Origin of the sequence: Lederbergia lenta NBRC 16444, assembly GCF_001591545.1 — a bacterium.
Classification (GTDB): Bacteria; Bacillota; Bacilli; order Bacillales; family Bacillaceae_C; genus Lederbergia; species Lederbergia lenta.
Genome location: NZ_BCVC01000003.1, coordinates 122424 through 145899 on the forward strand (window position 1 = coordinate 122424; position 23476 = coordinate 145899).

General features: G+C 34.2%; 19 protein-coding genes and 2 pseudogenes. 4 read left to right on the top strand and 17 right to left on the bottom strand.

All coding sequences use genetic code 11. From position 1 onward, the window contains the following. Positions 1 to 517: 517 nt before the first annotated feature. Positions 518 to 901, bottom strand: a complete 384-nt coding sequence (locus BLE01S_RS12755; protein ID WP_066142629.1) for a VOC family protein — start codon at positions 899 to 901, stop codon at positions 518 to 520. A gap of 512 nt (positions 902 to 1413) precedes the next feature. Beyond that, positions 1414 to 1989 (bottom strand): cupin domain-containing protein, encoded by a 576-nt coding sequence (locus tag BLE01S_RS12760; RefSeq protein WP_066142632.1) that lies wholly within the window; start codon positions 1987 to 1989, stop codon positions 1414 to 1416. A 452-nt stretch (positions 1990 to 2441) separates the two neighbouring features. Here BLE01S_RS12760 and BLE01S_RS12765 point away from each other — a divergent pair, with 452 nt between their 5' ends. Beyond that, complete coding sequence (locus tag BLE01S_RS12765; protein ID WP_066142636.1) at positions 2442 to 2951, top strand: YfiT family bacillithiol transferase; 510 nt, start codon at positions 2442 to 2444, stop codon at positions 2949 to 2951. Positions 2952 to 3177: 226 nt separating this feature from the next. Here BLE01S_RS12765 and BLE01S_RS12770 read toward each other — a convergent pair whose 3' ends face one another. Further along, entirely contained in the window at positions 3178 to 4101 is a 924-nt protein-coding gene (locus BLE01S_RS12770) for an ArsR/SmtB family transcription factor (protein ID WP_066142639.1), read from the bottom strand. A gap of 143 nt (positions 4102 to 4244) precedes the next feature. Here BLE01S_RS12770 and BLE01S_RS12775 point away from each other — a divergent pair, with 143 nt between their 5' ends. Beyond that, positions 4245 to 6008, top strand: a complete 1764-nt coding sequence (locus BLE01S_RS12775) for a glycoside hydrolase family 2 protein (protein WP_066142642.1) — start codon at positions 4245 to 4247, stop codon at positions 6006 to 6008. Positions 6009 to 6023: 15 nt separating this feature from the next. Beyond that, entirely contained in the window at positions 6024 to 7412 is a 1389-nt protein-coding gene (locus tag BLE01S_RS12780; protein ID WP_066142645.1) for an MFS transporter, read from the top strand. Positions 7413 to 7656: 244 nt separating this feature from the next. Here BLE01S_RS12780 and BLE01S_RS21175 read toward each other — a convergent pair whose 3' ends face one another. From BLE01S_RS21175 to licT, 6 genes are all read right to left on the bottom strand, one after another. Next, entirely contained in the window at positions 7657 to 7851 is a 195-nt protein-coding gene (locus BLE01S_RS21175; RefSeq protein WP_066142648.1) for a hypothetical protein, read from the bottom strand. 255 nt (positions 7852 to 8106) lie between these two features. Then, on the bottom strand, positions 8107 to 8694 hold the full coding sequence (locus tag BLE01S_RS12790) for a LysE family transporter (protein WP_066142650.1): 588 nt from the start codon (positions 8692 to 8694) through the stop codon (positions 8107 to 8109). Positions 8695 to 8824: 130 nt separating this feature from the next. After that, a complete protein-coding gene (locus BLE01S_RS12795) occupies positions 8825 to 9730 on the bottom strand; it encodes a LysR family transcriptional regulator (protein ID WP_066143403.1) in 906 nt (301 codons plus the stop codon). A 679-nt stretch (positions 9731 to 10409) separates the two neighbouring features. Next, the gene (locus tag BLE01S_RS12800) at positions 10410 to 11837 is read right to left on the bottom strand and encodes a 6-phospho-beta-glucosidase (protein ID WP_066142652.1); all 1428 of its coding nucleotides are present in this window, start codon (positions 11835 to 11837) and stop codon (positions 10410 to 10412) included. A 98-nt stretch (positions 11838 to 11935) separates the two neighbouring features. Further along, entirely contained in the window at positions 11936 to 13867 is a 1932-nt protein-coding gene (locus tag BLE01S_RS12805) for a beta-glucoside-specific PTS transporter subunit IIABC (RefSeq protein ID WP_066142654.1), read from the bottom strand. A gap of 97 nt (positions 13868 to 13964) precedes the next feature. Continuing rightward, a complete protein-coding gene (gene licT, locus BLE01S_RS12810; protein WP_066142658.1) occupies positions 13965 to 14807 on the bottom strand; it encodes a BglG family transcription antiterminator LicT in 843 nt (280 codons plus the stop codon). A gap of 743 nt (positions 14808 to 15550) precedes the next feature. Between licT and BLE01S_RS12815 the strand changes: the two are divergent. After that, positions 15551 to 16049 (top strand): annotated as a pseudogene (locus BLE01S_RS12815) (IS110 family transposase); the annotation flags it as partial. Positions 16050 to 16443: 394 nt separating this feature from the next. Here the strand turns inward: BLE01S_RS12815 and BLE01S_RS12820 are convergent. The 8 genes and pseudogenes from BLE01S_RS12820 to BLE01S_RS12855 all read right to left on the bottom strand — a co-directional run bounded on the left by BLE01S_RS12820 (position 16444) and on the right by BLE01S_RS12855 (position 23373). After that, entirely contained in the window at positions 16444 to 16929 is a 486-nt protein-coding gene (locus tag BLE01S_RS12820; RefSeq protein WP_066142663.1) for a small multi-drug export protein, read from the bottom strand. Position 16930: 1 nt separating this feature from the next. Further along, on the bottom strand, positions 16931 to 17701 hold the full coding sequence (locus tag BLE01S_RS12825; RefSeq protein ID WP_066142666.1) for a MerR family transcriptional regulator: 771 nt from the start codon (positions 17699 to 17701) through the stop codon (positions 16931 to 16933). Between the two features lie 43 nt (positions 17702 to 17744). Next, positions 17745 to 18065: a magnetosome magnetite crystal formation protein family gene (locus tag BLE01S_RS12830; protein WP_066142669.1), complete on the bottom strand. Its 321-nt coding sequence runs from the start codon at positions 18063 to 18065 to the stop codon at positions 17745 to 17747. 43 nt (positions 18066 to 18108) lie between these two features. After that, positions 18109 to 18414 (bottom strand): hypothetical protein, encoded by a 306-nt coding sequence (locus BLE01S_RS21180; protein ID WP_231955886.1) that lies wholly within the window; start codon positions 18412 to 18414, stop codon positions 18109 to 18111. Positions 18415 to 19131: 717 nt separating this feature from the next. Further along, positions 19132 to 19430, bottom strand: a pseudogene (locus BLE01S_RS21410) (heteromeric transposase endonuclease subunit TnsA); the annotation flags it as partial. Positions 19431 to 19542: 112 nt separating this feature from the next. Next, positions 19543 to 21345 (bottom strand): glutamine--fructose-6-phosphate transaminase (isomerizing), encoded by a 1803-nt coding sequence (gene glmS / locus BLE01S_RS12845; RefSeq protein ID WP_066142673.1) that lies wholly within the window; start codon positions 21343 to 21345, stop codon positions 19543 to 19545. Between the two features lie 658 nt (positions 21346 to 22003). Then, positions 22004 to 22513 carry a ferritin gene (locus BLE01S_RS12850; RefSeq protein WP_066142675.1) on the bottom strand — a complete coding sequence of 170 codons (510 nt, stop codon included), beginning with the start codon at positions 22511 to 22513 and terminating at the stop codon, positions 22004 to 22006. Positions 22514 to 22644: 131 nt separating this feature from the next. Then, on the bottom strand, positions 22645 to 23373 hold the full coding sequence (locus BLE01S_RS12855; protein WP_066142678.1) for an SIS domain-containing protein: 729 nt from the start codon (positions 23371 to 23373) through the stop codon (positions 22645 to 22647). Positions 23374 to 23476 lie beyond the last annotated feature (103 nt).

The following is a 23476-nucleotide window of genomic DNA, read 5'->3' on the forward strand; positions in this document are numbered from 1 at the left end:
TTGACATAAAACCAACTTCGGATAATTTCTTTCATGCAGAAAGCCGTTTGATTCTCCTCATTTTTAGGTCTCCCAATATGTTAAACTCCAAGGTTTTTCTAGTGTTTAAAGTTTATTATTATTCAACAATTAACCTGTAATGTTAGTTGGACAACAAAAAAGAGTTGCCATCACAACTCTGTCTACTTATAAAACTTTCATTCTCCTTTCATTTTCTTGTCAATCTTGTCGGTATACGGAAGAATTAAAATCATAAAAACGGGCAATATACTCCATATAAAGAATTTCCAATTTGATGTTATTAAAGAAAGCACTAAGAAGAAAGCGAGTATAATAATTGAAGCATAGATAGAACGCTTTTGATATTTATTCACTGGGCATATCCCTTTCTAAACAATTAAAATATTTCGTGTTCATTTTAACACACATTTTTCATCCATACATAAACGTGAACAATATCATTTATATTACAAACATTAAACCCCGCCCTGAAATTAGGACAGGGTTATACATAAAGTTAATTTTGTATTATTTGAATAAGGTTTCCGCATGTATCGTCGAAGACAGCGATTTTGATATTATCCATTTCTGTCGGCTCCATAGTAAACTTTACGCCTTGTTTCAATAACCTATCGTACTCTTTGCGAACATCCTCCACACCAAACATTGTTACAGGAATACCTTCTTCAAATAGCTTCTTTTGATACTCTTTGGCTATTGGATGATTATTTGGTTCGAGCAAAAGCTCAGTACCTTCTTGCTCCTCAGGTGAAACAAGCGTAATCCACCTAAATTCTCCGGTGGGAACATCATGCTTTTTTACAAATCCCAGTGTTTCTGAGTAAAACTTTAGTGCCTTGTCTTGATCTTCTACAAATATACTAGTGACAACAATTTTCATACTATTCTTCCTCCTATGTTTCAATTTGGACAAAAGAAACCAACCCACACCTTCATGAGAAGTCTTGTTCTAAATTTTATCATAACATTTTAATTAGTATCTCGAAATAAGACTTCCATAATCCCTTTTACTACTAAAATTCGTTTAAAGAAATTAATCGTGATGGATTCTGCTCTTATGAATGAGTAGACATTTTAATACTATGATCTTCCACAACATACCAATTATGGAATAAAGACCAATCCTAATAGGTATATTTTAAATCCAGTGATAGTCTTATTATAATAGATTTTATGTATTTAAATAGTAAAGACTAATATGCGGAAAGTGTTTTTTAAACAAGAGAATTAAAGTTAATGCGTTACTGTTGGAGATCGAAGAATGGATGGAGAAAATATTGGAGAAAAGAAATAGGACTGAATTCGTAATGAATCCAGCCGCATTTTGATTGGTTTTTTATTGAATAATCTTAGTACAAGGAGTTCCGACCGATGCCTGAAGACAGTTATCCTTTAACCTTCAGCAGCTTCTGCATCTGCCTTAGTTTTTTCAAAAGCACCAAATGGATGCATAGGCGGTGCATAAATCGTATAAAGCTTTAATGGGGTATTACCTGTATTCGTTACATTATGCCATGTACCAGAAGGCACTATAAAAGCAGAGTTATCTGATGCATGCCTTATAAAGCTTAAATGATTTTTACTTTCTCCCATTTGAACAAGCCCTTGTCCCTCCACAATATATGAAAATTGATCGGCATTAGGATGAGCCTCCAACCCTATATTATCCCCAACGTCAATACTCATCAAAGTAACTTGGAGGTAATTTCCGGTCCATATAACCGTGCGATAAGCGTTGTTTTTCCTAGCAGCTTGATTGATGTCGACTACAAAGGGTTCTCCCCCATGGTCATTTAATATAGGACCGGTATTCCTCTGAGTGTTGGGATACGGATAAAATTGATTTGTATAACCTGCTGTATTCGACATATTCCAATAACCGGGCCCCCACATATTCTCACAGTTACGCATTGGTATATAATTATAGTAAGGGTTTGGATAATGATACATATAAGAAGTGTTATTCATTGTAATATTCCTCCAAAGATATATGATTATAAACTCATCATATGTCTCATGTGCTTGGAAGGTCATTGCTAATTCTATCTATTAATGACCAATTCATTATCGACATTCCGTTATCTGGCCCATTTGCTGCATTTAAAGTATCCAACTATCAGCATAGTAGTACCAAACTTTATCATTAATTAACAACTTGGTTCTCTGCTATGTGCTGTTTTAAAATAAGTTTAATCAAATTAAACATCAGATGCTTACATAAAGTTATGATAGAGAGCGTAGTTCTCCCTCTTCTTCCTTGCTACCGAAACATAGTCGCAGAGTCCTAATTGATTTTCCTTCCACAAAAGGCCATTTTCTTAAATAACACTTAATTCGGGAATTAGATATGTATGTTAAAGTATAAAGAGGATTATGAAATAAATAAGTGAAAATAACGACTTAGGAAAAGGGGATTGAAAATGGATGTAAGATACCCGATTGGAAAATTACAAGTTCCTAAAGAAGTAACATTAGAAAATATTCAACATTGGCTAAAAGAAATCGAAACGTATACGATTAGATTAAGAGAAACTGTTGAGACATTAAATGATGAGGAATTATTCAGAACATATCGTAATGGTAGCTGGACAGTTCGTCAACTTGTTCATCACATTGCAGATTCTCAGTTGAATATGTATCAACGTTTGAAACTGGCTTTAACAGATGAGAATCCAACAGTACCAGATTTTGATCAAGATAAGTGGGCTATTCAACCGGATACAAAACTCCCTATTGAAAGTTCTATTAAAATGCTAGAAGGTATAAATGAGCGCATCGTATCTTTAGGATATAGTTTAACTAAAGAACAATTAGACCGGGCTTTTACTCACCAGAAAAACGGTAAAATAACAGTTGCAACAAAAGTTGCAAAATTAGCTTGGCACGAAGAGCATCACTTAGCTCATATAAAAATTGCTTTATCAAAATAATACTATATATTGAAAATGGCTTATCGAAGTTCGATAAGCCATTTCTTAAAAAGCAAGGAATAATTACAGTTTTTTCAATCAACTAAAGAGCACCATTACTGAGCAAGAAGTAAATTGTATAGCCCTTTATTCTATGATTCTCTACGAGTTCAGTCTTTATAATAAATAATAGTTCACCTTCATTGAGCCTACATATATATTTTTAGTGGTTTCACCTAAATTTGAGTTATTCATAAAAGAATTTGACATTAATATCCTGATTATAATCACCAAAATCTTTACCAAAAAGATTTACTCCCCCTGGATGAATAGTAGTATCAGGTGAAGAAATTTTAAAACTAATTGCCCCTTTTTTATCCTTTAATAATTCTTCAAGAGTTAAATTATTTACTTTGACTCCATCTAAAAAGGTTCCATTATTATCAACTTTTATTGTTTTTAAAATTCCATATTCTGTTCCTAACTCCCACCATTTTGGAGTGAGTTTTCCCTTTCGATCCCCGAAATCACCAGGGCTTGTCCACGTTGTTAAGAGAATATCATCTAAGTAGAATTCAATATCAGATTTAAAATTGTTGTTATACCCAGCGTATTCAGAGCATAATTCACAAGATATTTCAACAGATTTTATATTATTAAAATTTATATCGTAAATAGGTAAATTATAGGAAATATAGCCTGATGTGAACCATAATAAACTTATTTTTTCACGTTCAGGAAAATAAAAAAGATTTGGATTATCCACATAACCTAATATCTTTTCATTTGAGGTAATACCACAGGGAGCCGAGATTTTAAAATCATAATATGAGCCAATTGGAATATTTTTCTCAATAAATTTTCTGCTGGTTTTTTCTTTATTGCTATTAAAAATTAGAACAACTTCCTCTTTGTTTAATTGGCAAATCTTTAGTCTACCCCTAATTCCCTTTTCAGAAATCGAAGTAATAATGCCGACATTTTCTAAAATATTAACATGTTTTGTAACAACTGCAGAAGATAAATCTAATAAACCACTGAGTTCACTAATCGATCTGTTTTTATCTAGTAATAAATTAATTATTTGTAGTCGTGTTTTTGAAGCTAAAGCTTGAAAAAAATCTAAATGAGAATCATTTACTTTAAGATAATAATCTGAATGAGGTGCCATATTTTGCCCTTTCTTTTGATGCTTTCCCTCATTATAGCATGTAGAAAAATAATTGACTTACAGAAAATATATGTTATATTAAGTTTGTTAATTTAACTAAAAAGTTAACTTAAGGAACAAAAAGTTAATGAAAGGGGATTATTATGGAAAAGCTACAGTATCCTAATCCGCAAAAAATTAGGAAGAAGTGGATGGATCTAAATGGGAAATGGTTATTCAAATTAGATAAAGTTGAGAGCGCGAACATAGCTGAGCCGATTAAAAAGGAGGATTTTAATTTAGAAATTACAGTGCCATACAGTTATATGTTTAAAAAGTCTGGTATAGATATGGAGGAATATTTCCCTGTAGTTTGGTATTATCGAGAATTTCAATTAAATAAACAAGAAAATAAAAGTTATATTTTAAACTTTGAAGCTATTGATTATAGATGTGATATTTGGATTAATAATGTATTCGTATACACACATGAAGGGGGGCATGTACCTTTTGAGGTTGATGTAACTAATCAAGTAAGTAAAAATAATAAGATAACAATTAGAGTGGAAGATAATAATGATACAAATCAACCAATAGGAAAACAAAGTTGGAAAGAGGAAAACTTTTTATGTTGGTATACTCGTACAATCGGAATATGGCAGAATGTTTGGTTAGAAGAAACAGGAAATACTTACATCACTAACTTTACGATGAAACCTAATATTCACGCATCAGAACTAATGATAGATGCAACAATCAACAATAATAAAAACGCTTTTATAGAAGCGAAAGTGTCCTATAATGGTCAATTTATTACTAGAATGACTAGTTCATTTAAAAATAGACGAGCTAAATTTTCAATAGATGTTAGTAGTAATTCCCCTAATTTCAGACTATTTTATTGGCATCCAACTGATCCTAATTTATATGATATTGAACTTAATATTATGGACGAGAATGATGTATTAGAAGATTCAATAGAGAGTTATTTTGGGATGAGAGGAATTGAGGCCCATGAAGAAAAAATTTATATCAATGATCAAGCATTCTATCAAAAACTTATATTAAATCAAGGATACTATCCGGATGCTGGTTTAACAGGAACGACAGATGAATTTTTAGATGATTTAGCGAAAATTAAGGAAATGGGCTTCAATGGCGTGAGAATACACCAAAAAATAGAAAGTCATAAGTTATTATATTTATGTGATAAATTAGGACTTTGTGTATGGGCAGAAATGCCAAGTATATTTGAGTTTAGTCGTATGTCAAACGAAAGTATGTTCAAAGAGATTCATCCATTTGTTGATAAACACATAAATCACCCTTCCGTTATTACATATGTTGTGATGAATGAGTCATGGGGAGTTAATGAAATTTCTCATAATGAAGAAGAACAAAATTTTGTTAATGCATTGTACTACACAGTTAAATCATTAGATAGTACACGTTTAGTTATTGGAAATGATGGTTGGGAACATACATTGACAGACGTATGTACAATTCATGATTACAATACGGATGAGAGTACGTTTGCAGCTTCTTATGAAAATAAAGAAAGGGCTTTAAAAGAAAGTCCATCATTAACAAGTGGTAGAAAAACATACTGTAAAGGCTATGAAAATCAACGAAAACCTTTCATTATTAGTGAATATGGTGGCTTAGCCTATCAGGAAGATAATTCAAAAACTTCTTGGGGATATGGTGAGCGTATTCAATCGAAAGATGATGTGTTACTAAAAATAGAGAATCTAACAAAAGCGGTTATGAAAATAGAGTATTGTAGTGGATTTTGTTATACACAGTTAACAGATGTTGAACAAGAAGTGAATGGATTATTAGATCACAATCATGATTATAAATTTGATCCTAAAGAAATTAAAGCCATTCTGGAATCTGATCGTCAATATGGGTTCATTTTCAAATGATAAGGGGAGAATCAAATGCAAGGTTTAGCAACTAGTGGCGAGGAAAATAAGATAGATGTAAGTAATGAAAAAATAAATATGAAAGAATACTTTGCATACTTTTCATATGGTTTCGGTCAATGTTTTAGTTTTGGTTTGGTAGGAACGTTCATTTTATTCTTTTATACGGATATTTTAGGTATTTCAGCCGTAGCAGCAAGTATAATTTTCTTAGTTGCCAGAATTTGGGATGCAGTCATTGATCCTATCGTAGCTGGATTTATGGATACAAGGAGAACCAAACACGGAAAATTTAGAGGGTATATGAAATTTACCCCAATATTAATTGTTGTTTCTACTATATTTTGTTTTTTCTCTCCTGATATAAGTGTAACAGGGAAAGTTATCTATGCAGGAGCTACTTATATTCTTTGGGGAACGATTTATGCATTTTCTGATATTCCGTTTTGGTCTCTTTCTACAGTGATTTCTAAAAATGGTCAAGATCGTACAAAGTTATTAACAGTAGCTAATTTAGGTGTGTATGGCGGAATAGGTATGGTGGGATTTTTAGTTCCAATATTGATAGCGACTTTCAATAAAAACTATACCCCATCTGTAAGTTATTTGATAACAGTTGGTATCATCATGGTTGCAGCATATATCTTAATGTTCATTGGCTATAAATATACGAAAGAACGAGTTGTACCAGAGCATAATGAAAAAGTTACATTCAAAGATGTTATAGAATCAGCTAAAGTAAATAAGTACATGTTTAAGATTTTACTTGTATTTTTCTTAAATATTTTTATGAATATTGTACAAGGAATCATACTTTATTTCTTTACCTATAATTTGAATGCTCCTCAATTAATGAGTGTTTTCGGAATAATCGGTACATTAAGTGCAGTAGGATTTTTATTTATTCCACTTCTAACAAAATATTTTAAGAAGAGAAATATTTTAAGAACATTGTTAGGAATGGATATCATAATACGTCTTATTTTCTTCTTAGTAGGTTACGAGAGTATCGTATTAGTTATAACATTTTTAGCCATAACTCAATTGTTATATTCAGCTACAGGACCAATTATTTCTGCTATGCTATCAGAAACAGTTGAATATAGTGAAGTGAAAACAGGAAAAAGAACGGAAGCAATTGTATTTGGTGGACAAACATTTGCTGGAAAATTATCTGTTGCTTTAGCAGGGGCTTTCACAGGGCTTATCTTAACCTTAATAGGTTATCAGGCCAATGTTGAACAAACTGAATTTACTTTATCAGGATTATTTATCGTAGTATCTATTCTACCAGCTTTAGGTTCATTATTAAGATTATTAGTGTTATCAAAATATGATTATACAGAAGTTGAATTTAATGAATGCTTACGAATTATTCAAGAAAGAAAATCAAAAGAAGTATAGAAACTATGAAAATTACTAATAGGATTTGGTTTTATTCAGCAAAATGAGATGAATTTACTCTACAAGTCAAAAATACATTGCACCTCCATATTTCACGTTAAATTAAATGAATCCGTTTTGAATATAGATTGGTCAAAACGGATTTGTTCTATGGGAATGATTGTAACAGATATTGAAATCCACCTATTCACTAGATAAGATGAACATTTTAACTGACCAATCTAAATTAGATATAATTATCCCATTAAATGTTTCCAATTGGACTCCTGCAACTCCCCTTTGGAATCCCTTTAAGATTAATGATGTTTTTCACATTCGTAATTGCATTTCCTTGATAAACTTGTTTCAACATTTTTTCTATCATTTCGCTTTCTTGTTTTCTTAATTGTTGTCTCATAAGCAATTTATGAAGCAATGGAAGAAAGCCGATCATATCCATCTAATATTTTATCTTCTAAGCCCACTTCCCCACCAGCATAAAAGCAGAGTTTGTTTCTATCCCTTACCGCTTTTTATTATTTCAACTTTCTTTTGTAGGTTTAGACTGTGCTGTTCTCCCGTAGGTCCAGAGACAAGAACCGATTTTACTCCTAGTTTATACAGGTCCCTTTATGGCTTATTGTCCCTTGAATATTCAAAGATTCATCTTTAAAAATGCTGTTGTGGGTAGCAGTGTGTCTTCATTTCTCATTTTTTACTGTAGTAAAAGTGCAGCGACACATTGCAAAAGTAATGACGCTAATATAATATTTATTACTCGAAAATGCTTGATATATGTTTTTTGGAATAACCCACCGAACAATATCCAAGTTAGAGTAGCAAGCGAACCTATTGCAGCAATGATCATTTCAAAAAATAAAAGCAGACCCAGTGATGAATAATATGGCATAACATATCCTGTTAAGGAGGTAATCCCAAATAAAAATATTTTTACATTAACAATTTGCAGAACAAAACCAATCCAAAAAGAGGGCTGTTTCCCGGCTGTTTTATTGTCAGGTCTACTAATAGCAACCTGATATGCAAGCCACATTATATAAATAGCTCCTGCATATGTAAGGACCGTCATTATTGGATTTATTAAGTTTTCTAATCCAAAAATAATTAGGGCACATAATCCTTGCACAAAAAAGTAACCGGTAAAGATCCCGAAGAATAATGATTTCCCTTTTTTCCATCCATAATTCGTCATGGTATTTAATGCTAGAATATTACCTGGTCCAGGTGTAAAGGCATTTATTAGTACGTATATTACAAAAGAATATAATACTTGAACTCCCATATAAAAATTCACTCTCCAACTTGTAGCTATCATCATTCATATTATAAGGGAGTTTCCTACATATTGGATAATACCAAAACAACATAGCTTGGTATAACTTTTAGTTATATCAAGCTGACTATTAAGTCTTTTATAATTCCTGTGCAACTCTTTTTAAGGCATCCATATAAATTTCGCCAAGTTTCGTTAATATGACATCGCTATGCTTTATTATTCCTACGCGTATGACTTCATCTGCATTAAGAGGAACAGCAATAATATCGTCTCCATGAAGATATTTAGGAAAAACTCCAGAAGAAATGGTGTAACCGTCGAGACCAATCATGAAATTAACAATAGTTGCTCTGTCACTTACTTTAATACTTTTTTTTACACTTCGTGTACTTAAAATTTCTTCTGATAAGTAAAAAGAATTGTATTCTCCTTGCTCAAAAGAAAGGCATGGATAGTCATCTAATTCATCTAAATTAATATACTCTTTGTCGGATAATGGATGTCTTTTACTAATAAACACATGAGGTTGTGCAGTAAATAGTTCTGAAAAGATTATATTTCTTTCTTTTAAAAGTTTTAATAATATGGATTCATTATCACTACTTAAATAGATAATCCCTAACTCGCTTCGTAAATTCTTTACATCTTCAATTATTTCATAAGTTTTAGATTCACGAAGTGTAAACTCATAATTCTCAGCTCCAAACTCTTTTACAAGTTCCACAAAAGCATTGGCCGCAAAAGTATAATGCTGGGTTGAAATAGAAAAATGTTGCTTAGCTGGTTTTTCACTTATATATTTTTCTTCAAGCATGTTGAACTGCTGTAATACCTGTCTCGCATAACCTAGAAACTCGGATCCTTCATTAGAAATAGTAACTCCTCTATTCGTTCTAATGAATAGAGTGATTTTAACTTCCTTTTCTAATTCCTTAATTGCATTCGATAATCTTGGCTGGGAGATGAATAGACTTTTTGCTGCCTCATTCATTGATCCCTTGCTTGCTACTTCCAATACATATTTTAATTGTTGTAAAGTCAAACCAAACACCACCCTTTCAAAACTTATAATAAATTGCTCTATAAATGAAAAGCTGAATCTCTCTATAACTACACCTTTTAGCAATTATTTCTCCACTTTTTCTCTCAAGACACACACCCATCTATCATCTAAGCCCACTCCACTAAAGGTTTGTGTCAACTATAGCAACATCAGTAGGTCTTGTTCTATTAAATGGTCCGATCGTTGAACACTTATTAAACACCACTCCTACACTTTCTCCTTACTTTAAGTACATTCCTTTACAATATCTATGATTCCATTTCTATTTTACTTTATATTTTAAATAGCCATAAGCCACCTAGGCTATTTCCTCTTATCCCATCACTCTCTTTCCTCTCTCTCGTGTTCTCTCAAACCGTATAGAAAACAAAGGGATGAGAAATAACTGTACCTTATCGTAGCAGGTATTGCAGGGATATTGGACACAACATAAAGACTAGATCACCATTGAACCCAGCCTCGAATTTTGATTGATCTTTGATTGAATACCTATTGTTCTGCCACTGCTCTTCCCTCTTCTTTTCCGTTTGGATACCAACTATTCAGCAATTGGAACAGACTTTTTAATGGGATGAATTCTAGTGTCTATAAATCGGTTCATGTTTAGAAAAAAACAGTGCAAGCATTTCTACTCACACTGCTGAAAACAGGCTACTCCTTATTCTAAATCATCACCATTTGAGGAAATAACTTTTTTATACCAGTAAAAGCTTTTCTTTTTACTTCTTTTTAATGTGCCATTTCCTTCGTTATCTCGGTCGACGTAAATAAACCCATAGCGTTTTTCCATCTCTCCAGATCCCGCGCTTACTAAATCAATAGGTGCCCATGTTGTATATCCTAATAAGTCTACTCCATCAACAGTAACTGCATCTCTCATTGCTTTTATATGTTCCCTTAAATAATCAATTCTATAATCATCTTCCACATAACCATGTTCATCCACTACATCTTTTGCCCCTAGGCCATTCTCTACAATAAATAATGGTTTTTCATAACGATCATAGACGTGATTTAAAGTGATTCTCAGGCCTAAAGGATCAATCGGCCATCCCCACTGACTATATTCTAAATAAGGATTTTTTGCAGATGCAAATAAATTACCTTCTGCTGTTTCTCCTTCACCATCATCTGTTCTAACGCAGCGGCTATTATAATAAGATAGTGAAATAAAATCTACCGTGTATTTCGCAAGGAGCTCTTCATCTCCCTCGGCCATTATTGGCATTGTTCCTTTACGTTCCATCTCTTTTAGGGCATAGTTTGGGTATTTTCCTCTGGACTGTACATCGACAAAGAAATAATTTTCTCGATCCATTTTTGTCGCTTCCCAAACGTCACTCGGGTTACTACTATAAGGATATACACTCCCCGCCGCAAACATACAACCGATTAAATTATTCTTATCAACTTCACGGGCAATTTTAGTTGCCTTCGCACTTGCAACAAGTTCGTGATGAGCTGCTTGATACTTAACTTTCTCCTCATTTTCTCCTTCTTCAAAACAAAGTCCTGCTCCCATAAATGGAGCATGTAAAATCATATTTATTTCATTAAATGTTAGCCAATATCTAACTAAACCTTTATATCTATTAAAAATAACCCTGCATAACTTTTCATAGAAATCAATCATTTTACGGTTACGCCAACCACCATATTCTTTAATTAAATGCATTGGACAATCAAAATGGGTAATCGTAACCAGCGGTTCTATTCCATGTTTATGGCATTCCTTAAATAAATCTTCATAAAATTGTAATCCCGCTTCGTTCGGTTCCTCTTCATCTCCCATTGGAAAAATTCTACTCCAAGCAATACTCATTCGATAAACCTTAAAGCCCATTTCAGCAAATAATTGAATGTCTTCTTTAAAATGATGGTACATATTAATAGCTTCTTTTGAAGGATAATAGTAATCTTCGTCAAAGTCATACATCTTTAATTTTCCAGTAATCACTAATGATCGATCTTTTCCTGTAGGGCATACATCAACATTAGCAAGCCCTCTACCATCTTTATTATATCCACCTTCACACTGATTTGCTGCGGTAGCTCCACCCCATAAAAATCCATCTCTAAATTTCAAATCCTCTTCCTCCTTCGCAATCTTTATCCATAAAACACGCTTAATTTGAGCTATTATTTCAATGATCTTAAATAAGGATCATTTTAGGCCGCCGCGATTTAGAAAATAACCGTTATTAAATTTGTTCCCCTGTCTACATTGCTTTCTTTCGTTTCCGCAACTTCTAGAAATTCTGCTGTGTTTGTAACAACTACTGGGGTAACGATGCTATAACCAGCCTTTTCGATTTTTTCCATGTTAAAGTCTAGCAACTTTTGACCCTTTTTTACTTTATCACCTTGTTTTACATGGGCTGTAAATCCTTTCCCCTCTAATTGAACGGTGTCTAATCCAACATGAATGAGAATTTCCACTCCATTTACCGAAGTGATTCCTACAGCATGTAAACTTGGAAATAATGTGGTTATTTCTCCATCTACTGGAGCAACAACCACCCCTTCTACTGGTATGATCGCAGCTCCATTACCTAATACACCTGAAGCAAAAGCAGCATCTGTCACATCACTTAAGGGAATTGCTTCTCCTTTTATTGGGCTTCCAATGTTTTCTTTTGCTAGTCTATTATTCTTCTCCTCATTCATATCTACTGCTTGGATTTCATTCATTTCTTCAGAAACAACTGCTTTCTCTTTGTAGAAAAGCATCGTTAGTACAAAAGCTACTGTCATTGAAATGATCATTCCCAATACAGCTATAACTAAATTCCCCATCGCTCCATCTGGTTCAATCATTGCCGGTAATTCAAAGATTCCCATTCCACCAAGTATAAATTTTCTTAGGTTAAAGTATCCATAGAATGCACCACCAATTCCACCAGAAATACAACTAATAATAAATGGTTTTTTTAAAGGCAATAACACACTATAAATTGCCGGTTCAGTTACCCCAAATATACTTGTTATAAAATTAGGTAAAGTCATTTCTTTTACTTTCTTATCCTTTGTTTTGAAAAATAACGCTAATATAACGCCTGCTGTTGCAAATGTACATGCAAAGAATGGCATCATGATATTGTCGTATCCTAATGTTTGTACGTTATTTATATATACAGGTATAAATCCCCAATGCATTCCAAAGATAACAAGTATCTGCCATGTAAGTCCTACAACCGCCCCTGCAATTAGTGGACTAAGGTCTCTTACAGATAGTACAAATTCTGAAATTGCCGTTGATCCAAATGTTGCAAGAGGGCCAATTAATAGAAAAGCAATAGGTAGTGCCACTAGTAGAGTAAGCATGGGAACAAAGAAAAATTTAAATAAGTCAGGAATAATTTTGTTAAATATTTTTTCGCACTTTGATGCAAAATAAACAACTAAAATCACTGGTATAACTGTTCCAGTATAATCCATCGTTATTATAGGAATGCCAAAGAAGTCAATATAAATGGGCGTTTCAAACATGGTCCCTTGAAATAAAGTATACATTGCGTCTTTACCAACGGAGATTGCACTATTTTGAATTCCCGGATAGCACATAATTGCTCCTACTATTACCCCTAACAAAGGTTTTTTAAGACCAAACCTTTTTGCTGCTGTATAGCCTAGCAGTAAAGGTAAAAACGTGAACATAGCATCTCCTATAGCTTCAAGTACCATGGCTCCCCCTGAACTTTCGCTATAGAATCCTAGAGTAGTAAACAGGACATTAAAACCTTTAATCATTCCACAGGCAGCAAGAAATCCTAATATAGGCTGGAATATCCCTGAAATAACATCAATAGCTTTATCTAGCAGCTTTTCTGGTTTCTGTTTATCTTCTTGATCAGCTTCATGCTGATCCATATCAATCAATGAGTTAATATCATCATAAACCTGTGGAACATGGTTCCCGATAACAACTTGATACTGTCCGCCACTTTTCATGACCGTTACAACTTCATCCATATTTTTTAGTACGTCATCATTTGCTTTATTTTCATCTTTTAATTTAAATCTCAACCGAGTCACACAATGTGTTAAGCTATTAATATTTTCTTTTCCACCTATGTTCTCGATAATTTTTTTTGCTAATTCGTTATATTTCCCCATTTTCTTACCTCCAATTTTTTTAGAAATATTGAAGGTTTGGCCAACTTAATGTTACCATCCAGCTAAATGTTAATGTTTGCAGCTACCATTATTTTTACTAGTTATTTGCATCTTGAACTACCCTTGCCACATGAATCGTCAAATAAATTATCTCATTAGAGGTTAATTCATATTCGTATTTCTGATGAATGAACGTGTGAATTTTCATAACGCATTCAAATGCTTCCCTATATTTACTTTTTATAATCTCAAGTAGGTCTTCATCAGGTGCGTCATTATAGATACTATCTGTCAATAATCTGGTAGCAAAAAACCTTAAATGAGTGATAAAGCGAAAAGTAGAAACCGACTCTTCTTTAATTTCAATACTGAAATGAATTCTGACGATTGTCGAAATTTCTTGGATTAATTCCGTAATTCCTTGTACAACCGGTCGTTCCTGATCTAATTGGGCATTTACGATATGAAAAGCAATAAATCCCGCTTCATCATCAGGTAAACGAATCAGCGTCTTTTTTTCTATAAGGTCCAACGCTTTCATCCCAATATCAAATTCATCCCTATAGATCCTTTTAATTTCCCAAAGCAGAGCGTTCTTTACTTTGATCCCTTCTTTAATCCTTTGAATTGCGGTGTGTATATGATCACTCAACGAAATATAAATACTTTCATTCAATCTTTTACCTAGTCTGTTTTGTGCATATTCAATAATTTCATCTGATAATTTCATATGCTCTATCGGGATGTTATTCAGTAATTCCTGTAATTTGCTAGATACTTCCCTATTCGTAATACTGAAAATCTTATTTATTTTACTTTCATCAATCGCATCACCTTTTGATTTTTGATAGCCAATACCTTTTCCCATAACGATTATTTCTTCTCCGAATTTATCTACTGTAATTACGACATTATTATTTAACAGTCTCTTAATTACCACATATATTCCTCACTTTAAGGATATTTTTAAATTTATTTTTATGTTTTAATTAAATGAATTAGCGCATTCTTCCAACAAACAGAAAAAAGCCCATCCATTAAAATGCATAGAAGTCCCTTGAGTCTTCTTTGCACGTAATGAATAGGCTTAGCTTGTATTTAAACAATTACTACCCAATTCCAACTTACATAATAGCCTAATTCAAAAAAACTGTCAACGCTTTCTGATTTTCCAAATAAAACCTTTCCCATATAAAGCAACATATTTATTTTACAATAGCGGTATCAATAGGCTCCACAACCCATCTTACATAAGGTGAACTTGCTAAGTCCCACCCCCATCGTTCCTGTCACACCACCTTTTGCGAGTACTTAAAGAAGGAGAATGGATGGTTTTTAAGTTAATAGAAAGGTTCTTTTATTCGAGCATAGCAATAATTTTTTATAAAAAGTTTAATCATTTCCGTAAATCCTTATTCAACTAAAGCACCAGTTCGTAAAATAAGTTTAACCAGATTTTACTGGTTGACCTTTTTTTATATGGTTTTATTATAACCGTAGTCGGGATAGAACGTCGCACCAGCGGGACTAGATCTCGTTAGCTAAACTGTTCACCCCCTTACTTGTATAAGCATGTTTAAGGCTGGTTGGGACATTGTGATCCCGTTTAACAAGCGAACCTATGACATTACAAGAAGCCTTAGGGGATACCGACTAATTTAATATTTTAAGAAAAGATACTGTATGAATCCAGTTATTGGTCTGGATATTTCAAAAGGGGAAAGTCAAATTCAAGCCTTTTTAGATAAAGCTGAACCTTATCGTAAGGGCTTTAGTATAAGGATTAGGCAATTTCAATTTACTAGAATTCCTTCATGAAGTTGAAAAAACGGCTAATAGCAACCAACCTACGTTCGTATTGGAATCAACTGCTCACAATCATTATCCAGTTATTTAATTTATGGAGGAGCAAAAGTATGTTTATATTATTTTTAATCCTCTTATCTCACATCGTGCCAAAAGTTCAAGCCTGCGTAAAGTTAAAACAGATGCAGTAGATGCCTACCACCTTTGTGTGCTGTTTTATAAAGAAAAGTTGGAACCTTATAAAAAGCGCGATAGTCAACTTTTAAACCTTCGCAACCTTACTAGACAACAAGAAAGTATTGTAGATATATCAGCAAAAACTAAAATACAGTTACACTCCTTGTTAGATCAGGTAATCCCTGAATATAGAGGTGTTAACCATTCAGTGACTCACTGAGTGGTTTAGTGTTATTTATATTCTAAAAGTTTGTAACCGAACTATTCCAGATATTGGTCCGTTTGCGGAATAACCTTATCAAAATCGATTCTTCCTATGCACTGCGAAGTTCAATTTTTATAAAGGAGTTTGATCATTTTCCACCTGTGTTATTCCACAAACGCCCCCGCTTGTTGAAGTTTAATGGTATGAAACAATCTAACAGAATGAAAGCTTTTCAAAATCGGTAATCTTAGTAAAATGTGGCCTTTTAAATAAAGTTTAATCAAAAACATCTCGAAAACCACATTTTGCTTTAAATAAAAAAAGTTTGATCAAATTTTTTTGAAGTTCCTGCTACAACAGTATGTTTATTTACAAAAAAACTTTGTATTTATGATCCCTTTATAATCTTCATAATAAAACCTTGATTATTGTCATCCTTTACAAAAAGGCTAAATCCATAATGAGACCCTATCCCCAATATTAGCGTCCACAAAAACAAACTTATGGACATTAAATATAATGTTTTTTGCTTACTACCACCAAAAGCGATGGATAGTAAAGCCGATAAATGGCTTCCTACAATTATGGGCCCTAAAAATAATAAACCGGGAAGACCAAAGTTATTCCAGATTGATCTTGCTCTGCTATAACGTTTAGATTCATGATTTTTTAGGTCCTTATTCTTCAATAACCATTTCCTAAATAGATCAACGAATTTTATGAGTATCACAATTGTTAATAAATTCCCGAAAAAGGAAAGGAACAATACTGGGATTGTTGGAAGGCCACCCACTATTGCAATAGGTATAATGGCGATAATTTCAAAAAAAGGAGTCGCTGCCAAAACAAAAATTATCATATATGTCCAGAGCAATTTACCGCCTCCATGTAAACCCAGAATTATCTCTTTGATAGATTTCCATAGCCTCTATTAAAAACTCTTGCTCCTTTTCTGTGAAAGGATTAGGGAATGAAAAGGATTCTGAGGATGGCAGTTTTTCTGCAATTAAATCCAAGTTCCCTTTCGTGGTTCCATTCATAAGCTCCATCAGTGATTCAATTGTTTGTTGCGATTCCTTGGAAGATGGTATAGCTTCGATAAACGTTAAATGTTTGATATCAGATAAAACTTTAGTCCACTTTTTATCTAAAGCAATTTCCTCGGATTTATTTATACTAAATAATTCATCAGTCATATCTTTAGAAAAATGATCTTCAAACCATTTCTTTGTATCTTCTTCAAACATTAATTTTTGTAGCATCGCACAAAATATGTTGATATTGATGGTTTCCTCATCTTCTATTGTTTCAATAAGATGGTCTAAATCAGATAAAACATTAATGATTTCAAGTTTTTTTGTCTCAAATATCTGTTTTTGATCGTTTAATGACTTTAATATTTCTGCTCCCTTAGCAGCGTTATTTTGAAGCTTGTTTTTAATATCTTTTAGGGAAAAATTGAGAAACTGCAAGGATTTAATTTTTTGAAGCATAGCCAAATCCTTTTTTGAATAAAGTCTATGCCCCCCCTCTGTATAATCACTTGGTTTTAGCAAGTCTATGCTATCATAATATCGAAGCGTTCTAATGCTGACACCAGACTTTTGCATAAATTCCCCGATGGTAAATATATCTTTATCCGACATTTCTTCCTCACCTCTTGTTTTTATTTACTTATTGGTCCTACTTTTATACCTTAAAATAACGTATAACAGGGTAAGAAAACTTTTTTCCCTTTAGAGCATAAATTGCAGCAATTAATATCAATATTGTTTCAAGGGTAAGAAGACCATAAGTAAAAACAGGTCCCATATTCATTAAATTTAAGATCAAAAGAATAGGGAAAAAAGTAAAGTGAAGATTCATCCCCTCTTTTGCATGATCTGCAAAATATTTATTTCTTTTCTTAGTCCCTAAGTATACCAACATGGGTAAAATAAAAGTAAGCAATAACGAGAATAAGTGGATTAAACTTGCCAATCCTCTATTTAACAAACTCTCTCTTTTCATAATATCAACCTCCTCTATCATAAATTATTTTGTTGTTACTTTTTTATTGGGTAACTAAATTGATTATAAAAGGTGACGCTGCTGGAGATTCAAGCAAAGAATTTAATTTAATATATACAATCATTTTATGTGGAAATTGATGAATTTCAGTTTGAATAAAGATGTCGTTGCCAAAAACCAAAAAGCCCCATTTTGAATAAGGATTAATCAAAATGGAGTTAACTTTTATAGCTAATATTTCTCGCCATTGTTTTATCGAATTCTTCTCCCGTTCCAATGCCCCATTGAATACCTTTTCGTCCCAATATTCACGTTGAATTTCAAATTTCTCTAACACTCGTTCATCCATTAGCTTATCTTTCATTTTGATAGTACGAGAACTTCAATTGCCTCATTTCCTTTATTAACGCGGTTACTAGGAAATCCGTTGTCATTACAATAGACTCTCCTGTCTTTGTATGTACCTGTAACTTAGTTCTTCCCTCCCACCCCCCCTCTATCCCTTATCTCCCAAGGCTTCACCCCCTCTTTCACGCCTTATGGCAATGGAACTTAGTTCTTCCCCAAATCACTCGATTTCCCCCTCTTTTCTCCACTCTGGGTTGTATAGAATATTCTGCCATTGTAACTAAGTCTTTCCCCAGAATTGGGGAGTATAAAAAGAATGAACCAGATGAAAGACTGGAGAAACTGACGAAATGATATTGATAAAACACAAAAAAGACGGCTGAAAATCCTTCGGATTGATACAGTTGGGATGGTAACATTATAGAGGAAAGACAATGGATAAAAGATGATGAAACCCTTATTGGACAAGGACTGGGAGTATACTGGGCAAAAGAAAAAGACTGGACCCACTATTGGATCCAGTCCGAATTTTTATTGATCTGGGATTGAACATCCCTATTGAAAGATGATTGAAAAACCATCATAATACATAATGCTTCGATCATTTTTCTCTCTGTACTTTTCCCGCCTCGGAAACCAACTTAGTTACAGCAAGGAAGAACAAAGTTACGTTGGGAACAAGGGAGTTACAGGGACATACTTTGGCTCTTTGAGTCTTAGGACGTTTAATACCTAGTTCCTCTGCAATTAAAATCGTTTCTTCTTGTGGTAATAGAGGAAACTGTTCACGAATATCAGTAATACCATTTGAAAATCCAGTCAAATGAAAGTAGCTTCGTTCCAAGTCTGATAAAAACTCATGCTATCTACCCGTTTTTATACCTTTTAATTTCATTGATCGACCTAGTGAGGAAACATCTTGAACTTTTAGCCATAGCTGATAATCTGCCCCACTGCAGTTCCTCTACCTTCTTTAATCCACTTTTCGACTTTAGATGTTCTTTTCCTTTTAGACATAAAAACACCCCTTCAGACAATTATATCCAAAGAGGTTAAACGGTGTAACTTTTTTATAAACGGTTAAACTTTATTTCTAAGCAACATAAAATCCACATCAAAACCAATCCACTCACTCCACCGTGACACTTTTCGCTAAATTCCTCGGTTTATCGACATCACATCCGCGATGTAAGGATGCGTAGTATGCGATGAGTTGGAGTGGGATTACAGAGATAAGAGGTGTTAATAATTGATTTACTTTTGGTAAAAGGAATCTGTCTTCTTCTGTTTCCAGTCCTTTCATCGAGATGATGCATGTGTTGGCGCCTCGAGCAGCCACTTCTTTTACGTTACCACGAATGCTCCAGTTGACGTTTTCCTGTGTAGCTAGGGCAATGACAGGCGTTCCGTCTTCGATCAAGGCGATTGTTCCATGTTTCAGCTCTCCGCCAGCAAATCCCTCTGCTTGGATGTATGATATTTCTTTTAGCTTTAATGCTCCCTCCAAGCAGACAAAATAGTCTAAAGAACGTCCGATAAAGAAACAGTTACGTGTAAATGGTAGGAATTCACTTGCCATTTTCTCAAACTCTTCCTTCGTGTCACAGAGCACTTCCATTGCGTTGGCAATGATACCGAGCTCATGAACGAGATCCAATGCGAGATTCATTCCTCGTGATTTTGCTGTTACATTTGCAAGAATCGCTAAGACTGCAATCTGCGCCGTATATGCTTTTGTTGATGCTACTGCAATTTCTGGTCCAGCATGCAGGAGCATCGTATAATCAGCTTCACGTGAAAGAGTCGATCCGGGAACATTCGTGATCGTGAGCGCTCTATGCTCCATTTCTTTAATCCGAACAAGGACCGCTCTGCTGTCAGCAGTTTCCCCACTTTGCGATAGAAAAATAAACAATGGTTTTGCTGAAAGAAGTGGCATATTGTAGCTAAACTCACTTGCTACGTGTACTTCTACAGGAATTTCGGCCATATTTTCAATGAATTGCTTGCCTACAAGTCCGGCATGATAGCTCGTTCCGCATGCAACAATATATATACGGTCTGCTTCCTTCATCGATTTTACAATATCATCAACAACCACAAGCTCATCTTTTTCATTTTGGTAAGCTTGGATGATTTTACGGATAACAAGGGGCTGTTCATCAATTTCCTTGAGCATATAGTGAGGATATGTTCCTTTTTCAATATCCTCTGCATCGATTTCTGCTTTATATGGTGCACGAGTCACGTTTTCACCTTGAAGATTTTTGATTGTAACATTGTTCTTTTTTAAGATAACCATTTCTTTATCCATCAACTCAATGAACGTATCCGTTACTTGAATCATCGCCATCGCATCACTAGCGACCACATTAAACCCATCTCCAACACCAACAAGCAAAGGGCTTTTATTTTTCGCAATGAAAATAATATCAGGTGCTTCTACATCTATTAGGGCAATGGCATAGGAACCTTTTAATAGATTTATAGTTTTATGAAAGGCATCTTCCGTTTCTAATCCCTCTTCTGAAAACTTAGCAATTAATTGAACAATGATCTCGGAATCCGTATCACTTTGAAATGGTACGTCTTGCAAATAATCGCTCATTAGCAATGTATAGTTTTCAATGACTCCATTATGAACCAAAGTAAAACGGCCTGACGTACTCTGATGTGGATGCGCATTGATATAGCTTGGTACACCATGGGTTGCCCAGCGTGTATGTCCGATTCCAGCCTGTGCAAAAATTTCTCCGTCTACGGCACTTCTTAAATCAGCAATCCGTCCTTTTTCTTTAAAAATATGGACACCCTTTTCATTACTCACTGCAATACCCGCAGAATCATACCCTCTATATTCAAGCTTTTCCAAGCCTTTTAATAAAATTTCCTTTGCATCCATCTCTCCAATATAACCTGTAATACCGCACATAGTTTGTTCCTCCCTAATAAGGAGGCAAGCAAGCACGGGGGCATACTTGCCCCCTCATCTCTGTTTTTTATGTGCACATTCCCTTTCCTTTGTCCACCGAGTCACCTCTGATGATTTAAGAAAGAGATTTCAGCTGTGTAGCACAGCTGGGAGGCATCCGCCGAACGTTCGATAAACCTCCACCTCGTCTACTAATCTAAGGAAGGCAACTAAACAGGGATAGCAAACATAGGATGAGTTGCGTTGTAATGAGTTTCACCACAAAGCCAATCGACTTACGTTCTTTAGGCCCTACGCCTTAGCCGGACATTTTCATCGTCTGACTTTCCCATATGGAATTCCTCTTTAGATTAGTGCTGGCGCTTTTATTTTTAAAACAACTATGCTCCTTTCGCTTCTGTAATAAAAAGTGAGACAAAAAATATCATACTATACATGTTTTTCTTTAGTCAATAACGATTAAGTATTATTGAATATGTTTTTCTAAATAAACATGACCCATCACAATGATAAACAGAGTGATTCCTTATATTATGCTTAGATGAATGATGTGTTGCTAATAGCTTTCACTGGACACCGATAACACTTTGTATATGTTAGCGAATTCCAAAAAAGCATCTCCTGAACAATTCAGTCGGAGATGCTTTGGTTTATATACTTATGCCTCGTTTTCGGCGTTGAAAGAACGTTGTCCTAGTTCTTTTTCATAGATGTATAATGCGTTCTTGTCTTCACCAATTCGTTTCAAATATTCGATATGTGTATCAAAGGAAGATTCTTCTTCCACTTGTTCGTCTAAGAACCATTGCAAAAATGAAATCGTTGCATGTTCTTTTTCTTCCCAAGCTAAATCAGTCAATGCGTAGATATCTTTGGTTACCCCTTTTTCTTGTTGCAATGCCGATTCAAAAGTATCCAAAATGGAATCAAAATTTATTTTCGGCGCAGTCACTCCAGTGAATTCTGCATGAACTCCGCGGTCATTTAAGTATTGATATATTTTCATACCATGGAAACGCTCTTCAGCCGCCTGTTGGAGATAAAAGTGCGCAAATCCTCCATAGTTATTATATTCGCAATAAGCAGCCATCGCCATATAAGATTGTGCAGCATCGAATTCATTATTCATCTGTTGATTTAATGCATTTGCAATACGTGAACTAAACATGTAATCCTCTCCTTTTCATTGATTTCTTTGTCTCTTCATCTTACATGAATGAAGTCGAATAGGCACGTATGAAGTCATATACATGGCATCCTTAAAGCATTCCTTCTACCCCAATTTATGGGAATCACACTCTACCATGAAATTCTCTCACCATACTTTTCTAACATTGATTTATTATGCTCGTCTCCGCCTTCGATATTTGCACTAAGAAATATCGGTGGATGTAGTCCGCTTTCCGTCATCGTGACGATCACTTCAGCAAATATCGCATGGATAATTGTAGCCCCAACCACCGTTGATGTCGGGGAAAATGGCACAGCTACTTTTTCATGCGTTAGAATTGCATCGCCAATGACGGAATGGTTATCAATAACAAAATCAACAACTTCATGTAGAAGTTTCCCCGATGCATGACGGGATGGCTGACTATTCGAATATTCGACGGATGTAATCCCGATTACACATGCTCCTTTTTTCCTTGCGTAAATGGCTGCATCAATAGGCACTGGATTTCTTCCTGAAGTCGAAATAATAATCATGATATCTTTTTCTTGAATATCTTCATCCTTCAAAAAGGACAAGGCATAATCACTCTCTCTTTCTAGTTCTGAAGAAAGTAATGCATTATCATGAAGCATTAATGGTTCATGAAAAATAGGGTTGATAGGAACTAAACCACCTGCTCGATAAAAAGCCTCTTCCGCTAAAATATGAGAATGTCCACACCCAAAAAGTTGAACCACTCCACCATTTTGAATAGCCTTTCCTATTACTCTAGCTACTTTATTCATTCCCTCCTTTTCTTTTTCCATTACGATATTTAACCGCTCAGTGATCTTTTCAAAATAGGTATCTATCATTGATATTGTATCCCCTTTCCCCATTAATATTTCTCAAAAAAAGACCGGAGAATCCGGTCTTTTTGAATTTATTCAGCATAATTAGAGAAGTTACTAGACATTT